This is a genomic window from Aeromicrobium sp., assembly GCF_014378035.1.
Taxonomy (GTDB): Bacteria; Actinomycetota; Actinomycetes; order Propionibacteriales; family Nocardioidaceae; genus Aeromicrobium.
This window is the reverse complement of the sequence record NZ_JACMOM010000398.1, coordinates 1-4,663: the sequence shown is the minus strand read 5'-3', so window position 1 is coordinate 4,663 and position 4,663 is coordinate 1. Positions and strand designations below refer to the sequence as shown.

The following is a 4,663-nucleotide window of genomic DNA, read 5'->3' as shown; positions in this document are numbered from 1 at the left end:
GTACTGACGTACGGCTCTCAGCATTTCGCCGAAATCTACGATCCAGACGGCAACTGGGTCGAAGAGGGCTTTTGCTCTTGGGGCCACCTTGCCGAGTGGACAGCGAAAGGCGAGCCCGAATTTCGGGATGTGGCGGTGGAGGCGTCTGAGACGAGCTCGGTCGAGCGTGCGTTGGACGGTTTGGTCCTCATGGGAATCGGAGCGTGGACCCTGCTTGCGGGATGGGGCCTTCTCAATCTGGTCCATCGCATTTGGTGACCGGGTGGCTAGTCTGCAGCGCGGCCGGATCGCGGTGGATTGACCTATCAATTCAAGGAGCGGAGCCCCCAGTCAGCGCCGCCGCTAACCTGAGACGGTGATCATCATCGCGGGCCACCTGCGCGTCGCCCCCAATGAGCGCGACCAGTATCTGTTGGCCGTAAAGGACGTAGCGCTTCAAGCTCGGGGAGCGCCTGGTTGCTTCGACTTCGTCCAGTCGGCCGACCCGGTCGACTCCGACCGCATCAACATCTATGAGCGCTGGGACAGTGACGGGGCCCTGATGTCATTCCGCACATCCGGCAGCGATGAGAGCGAACCGCAGACGCTGCCAGCTGTCCTCGGTGCCAATGTTGCGAAATACAGGATCTCTGCGGTCGAAGATCCTTAGAAGCAGCGAGTTGGTCGGCACTACATCTGATCGCAGAAGGCAACTTGCGACGCGCATTCGCGGTGGATTGACGCGGGAGCCGACATCGGCAGGTCGGACCGTTTTGTCTGGCCAGACGACGACGATCTTTGCTCAGCCGCTGTCGACTTTGACCGCAGAGGATCGGCGACGCGACTCCGCCGCCACCCAAGCCAGGAGGCTCGTCACGAGGGTCAACAAGATCCCGATTCGGATGACCGTGAGGGCACGGCTCTCTAGGTCGCTCAAGAAGGCGTTTATGAAGACAATTGCTAACCATGCAGTCTTGACGGTCCCGTGCGAAAACATCGACACGTTGCTCACCGACAGGCCGGCTTCGGTTCCCTTTTCCGTCCACTTGTAGACCAAGAACCACGCGACGAGGGATCCGATGACGAATGCCACTCTCGCTACGGTCAGCAATGCGTGGGAGTCGAGGCTCATAGGCTCTTGAGGCTACATGTCGCTGCGCGGCACGTGTGTCGGTTTGGTCCGGTCGAAGTTGAGCTCGATCTAGCCCTTTCGTGTCAACCTGCTTGTGAGTCAGAGGCGGTGGATTGACTGTGAGGATCGCTTTGGCAGCCCGATGGTGCTGGGCTGTGGGTAGTGACTGCGGGTGTGACCCCTGGATTGACTGGCGATGCTGCCTTGCTGCGACTTGTCCACTCGTGGTTGCTGGCCCCGGCCCGGTTGGAGGAGCTGGCCTGATCAGGAGCTTGACCACCTGGCGTTAGGAGCGCCTGGCGTGTCTCATCACAGTCCTGCCGAACCTCTGTCCCGGACCGGAACCACGTCCCACTTCCGGCGAAGGAGAGAACGCATGAACAGTTTGACCGATCTATCGCAGGTCGTCGATGTCGTTATTGGCGTCGACACCCACGTCCACACCCATTCAGCAGCCGTGGTGCATGCGACTACCGGCGGCGTGCTGGATGAGGTCACCGTCGAGGCTACAGTTGAGGGATACGAGCAGCTGGTGGAGTTCGCCGACGCGCACGCCACCTTGCGGGCCTGGGCGATCGAGGGCACCGGCGGTCACGGCGCCGGCCTGGCCCGCCACCTCGCCGAGCGCCACGAGATCGTCGTCGAGCTTGACCGGCCCAAGAGGGCCCAGCGTCGCAACGGTGCGAAGTCCGACCCCCTCGACGCGATCCGCGCAGCCCGTGAAGCGTTGGCACGCCCCCGGCTCGGCACCCCACGCGCCGGCCCGGAACGCCAGGCGTTGTCGGTGCTTTTGGCGGCCCGCCGCTCCGCGGTCCACGCCGCCACCGAGGCCTAGCTACAGGTGTTCAGCCTCGTCATCGCTGCACCCGAACCCATCCGGGCCAGGTCCCGCGGCCAGAAGCTGCCCGGCATGCTCGCCACCGCTGCCAGCCTGCGGGTGCAGTCTTCTTGGGACGTCGAGACCACCACCACCGTGATCGCACTACGGTCGTTGGCGCGTCGTTTCCGAACGTTGAACACCCAGGCAAAGGAGCACGAGAAGACCATCCGGGCGATCATCAGATCCTGGCGACCCGACCTGCTCGAGGAGTTCGATGTCGGCGCCATCGTCGCCGCGACCGTGCTCTGCGCCTGGTCCCACCCCGGCCGGATCCATTCCGAAGCCGCGTTCGCGATGCTCGCCGGAGTCGCACCGATCCCAGCCAACAGCGGACAGGTCACCAACCGCTACCGCCTCAACCGCTACGGCGACCGCCAACTCAACCGGGCGTTGCATGTCATCGTCCAGTCCCGCATCCACTACGACGACCCGACCCGCGCCTACGTGGCCCGCCGCACCACCGAAAGCAAAACCAGCCGCGAGATCAAACGCTACCTCTCCCGCTACATCGCCCGCGACCTCTACCGCCTACTCGAAAACGGCCCAATCAAGGCTTGACAAACCATAGGAGCGTCGCGCTCGGCAGCGGAGAGTGGGTTGATACCGCGCGTAGACCTTGACAAGTTTTCCTGTCAGGGTCTACGTTCAGGCCGTGGATGACGTACGAGTACTCAAGGACGCCGCTGTCGTCGAAGTAGCACTGGACCCCGTCCGGGCTTCGATACTCGATGCTCTGGCCAAACCCGGCTCGGCGGCCTCGATCGCAGCGACGGTCGGGCTGACGCGTCAGAAGGTGAACTATCACCTCAAGGCGCTGGAGGCGCACGGTCTGGTGGAGCCAGCCGGAGAACGCACCTGGGGCGGCATCATCGAGCGCTACGTACAGCGTTCGGCTCGCCACCTCGTCGTGTCTCCGGACGTGTTGCAGGATTCCGCGTCCGACCCCAACCAGGTCGCCGACCAGCTGTCCGCCGCCTACCTGATCGCGGTCAACGCTCGGACCGTGTCCGAGGTCGGGTCGATCGCGAACGGTGTAGCGGCGGCAACGCGACTGCCGACCCTGACTGTCGACACGGTGATCGGGTTCCGGTCGCCTGAAGATCGTGCCGCGTTCGCGGCCGAGGTTCAATCGGCGATCGCAGCGCTGGCCGCCAGATACCACCACGACGACGGGCGCCCCCATCGTCTGACTGTTTCGTCCTATCCCCGACCTGAGGAGCCCTCGTGACCGATTCCGACCGACCTGACCGCGTCGAGCACCGTGCCGATTCCACCCGTGAGGTGTCCGCCACCCCGGAACAGGTGTGGGAGGCGATTGCGACTGCCGCTGGCATCTCGGCCTGGATGGTGCCGACCCGACTGGACCCGAGGATCGATGGTGAGGTGTCGTTCGATCACGGTGGGCTCCGGTCAACGGGCATCGTCACCGACTACACGCCGAATCGTCGGTTCGCGTACGAGGAGCCGTGGCCGATGACTGAGGAGATGCGCGAGTGGGTGGCCGACACCGCCGGATACGAGGTCACCGATGAAGAGCTCGCATTGATCTCCCCGATCGCTACCGAGTTCCTGATCGAAGCAGCGTCCGGCGGCAGTTGCGTGCTCCGCGTCGTTTCGAGTTCATACGGAAGCGGAGCGGACTGGGAGAACGAATACTTCGCCGAAATGGTGGCCGGCTGGGGCGAGATCCCGTTCGGCCCGGACGAACAGACGCCCTGGCTCGAAATTCTCACCACGCACCTCAGCCTGGCACACGCCAAGGAAGGAACACCCCAGTGACCATCTCAGAACCGAAGCATCACGAGACGCACAGCCGCGCCGGCCAACCGAGCACGCTGGCGCTCGTTCGCCGCGGCGCCCTAGCCGGTGCGGCCGCAGCCGTCTGCACCTCGGCGCTGGCCGCCACCGCCCGCACGGCTGACGTCAGTCTCGAGGTCGACGCCGCTGCCATCCCGATCGCTGCATTCGCGTTCTGGACCCTCATCGGGACCGCTCTGGGAGTCTTCATGGCCCGGCTCCTTCGCCCGCGCCGACGGTTCCTCGTGGTGACCGTTGCTGCTACGGGGTTGTCGCTCATCCCGCCGATTGCACTGCCGGACGACTCTGCCACCAAAGCGGTTCTCGTCGCGGCCCACCTCTTGGCGGCGGCCATCATCGTCCCGATTCTCAGCCGTGGGATTGCTACGGGCGCGGCCAACGGAGGAACCCGTAACCGATGAACGTCTCCGCCGCCATCACCGTCACGCCGATCCTCGTGGCCGACCTGCACGTCGAGGGCAGGGTGATGCCTGTGTACGTGCACGTCATCGACCATCCCGATGCTCGGGTTCTGGTCGACACCGGTATGACGGAACTGCAACCGTTGGTGGTGGCGGCCTTCGATCCCGTTCTCTATCCACTGAGCAGGCAGGACTTCGACGTCGCCGGAATCGACATCATCGTCAACACGCACTTGCACGCCGACCATTGCGGTGGCAACCACCTCTTTGCCGGCAAGCCGACCTACGTCCAGCGGCGAGAGCTCGACGACGCCCGCAGCGAGGACGATTACACCATTCGCGAGTGGGTCGACGCCCCCGGCATGATCTATGTGCCTGTCGACGGGCAACCCGACCTGCTTCCCGGCATCCGGCTCGTCCCAGCGCCGGGTCACACACCCGGGACACAAGTCG

Annotated in this window: 9 protein-coding genes; 8 read left to right on the top strand and 1 reads right to left on the bottom strand. The window is 64.4% G+C overall.

What is annotated here, in order from left to right:
- Both H7290_RS21160 and H7290_RS21155 read left to right on the top strand, forming a co-directional pair.
- Positions 1 to 258 (top strand): hypothetical protein (locus tag H7290_RS21160; protein WP_290515991.1); only part of this gene is annotated, 258 nt, incomplete at its 5' end.
- 97 nt (positions 259 to 355) lie between these two features.
- Positions 356 to 649 carry an antibiotic biosynthesis monooxygenase family protein gene (locus H7290_RS21155; protein ID WP_290515990.1) on the top strand — a complete coding sequence of 98 codons (294 nt, stop codon included), beginning with the start codon at positions 356 to 358 and terminating at the stop codon, positions 647 to 649.
- 132 nt (positions 650 to 781) lie between these two features.
- On the opposite strand, the gene H7290_RS21150 is transcribed toward H7290_RS21155, so the two are convergent.
- Positions 782 to 1,111 carry a hypothetical protein gene (locus tag H7290_RS21150; protein ID WP_290515989.1) on the bottom strand — a complete coding sequence of 110 codons (330 nt, stop codon included), beginning with the start codon at positions 1,109 to 1,111 and terminating at the stop codon, positions 782 to 784.
- 376 nt (positions 1,112 to 1,487) lie between these two features.
- Between H7290_RS21150 and H7290_RS21145 the strand changes: the two genes are divergently transcribed.
- The 6 genes from H7290_RS21145 to H7290_RS21120 form a co-directional block, all read left to right on the top strand.
- The gene (locus tag H7290_RS21145; RefSeq protein WP_290515988.1) at positions 1,488 to 1,946 is read left to right on the top strand and encodes a transposase; all 459 of its coding nucleotides are present in this window, start codon (positions 1,488 to 1,490) and stop codon (positions 1,944 to 1,946) included.
- Between the two features lie 6 nt (positions 1,947 to 1,952).
- Positions 1,953 to 2,549 (top strand): transposase, encoded by a 597-nt coding sequence (locus H7290_RS21140; RefSeq protein WP_290515987.1) that lies wholly within the window; start codon positions 1,953 to 1,955, stop codon positions 2,547 to 2,549.
- Between the two features lie 94 nt (positions 2,550 to 2,643).
- A complete protein-coding gene (locus H7290_RS21135; RefSeq protein ID WP_290515986.1) occupies positions 2,644 to 3,219 on the top strand; it encodes a helix-turn-helix domain-containing protein in 576 nt (191 codons plus the stop codon).
- Positions 3,216 to 3,770 (top strand): SRPBCC domain-containing protein, encoded by a 555-nt coding sequence (locus H7290_RS21130; protein ID WP_290515985.1) that lies wholly within the window; start codon positions 3,216 to 3,218, stop codon positions 3,768 to 3,770. The genes H7290_RS21135 and H7290_RS21130 overlap by 4 nt, the downstream gene beginning before the upstream one ends.
- Positions 3,767 to 4,210 carry a DUF6069 family protein gene (locus tag H7290_RS21125; protein ID WP_290515984.1) on the top strand — a complete coding sequence of 148 codons (444 nt, stop codon included), beginning with the start codon at positions 3,767 to 3,769 and terminating at the stop codon, positions 4,208 to 4,210. The genes H7290_RS21130 and H7290_RS21125 overlap by 4 nt, the downstream gene beginning before the upstream one ends.
- A partial coding sequence (locus tag H7290_RS21120) for an MBL fold metallo-hydrolase (protein ID WP_290515983.1) occupies positions 4,207 to 4,663 on the top strand: 457 nt, incomplete at its 3' end. The genes H7290_RS21125 and H7290_RS21120, both read left to right, overlap by 4 nt.

What these genes read in the sequence shown, in the direction of transcription:
- H7290_RS21145 (WP_290515988.1), top strand. Translation starts at nt 1,488, where the DNA reads ATGAACAGTTTGACCGATCTATCGCAGGTCGTCGATGTCGTTATTGGC.
- H7290_RS21150 (WP_290515989.1), bottom strand. Translation starts at nt 1,111, where the DNA reads ATGAGCCTCGACTCCCACGCATTGCTGACCGTAGCGAGAGTGGCATTC.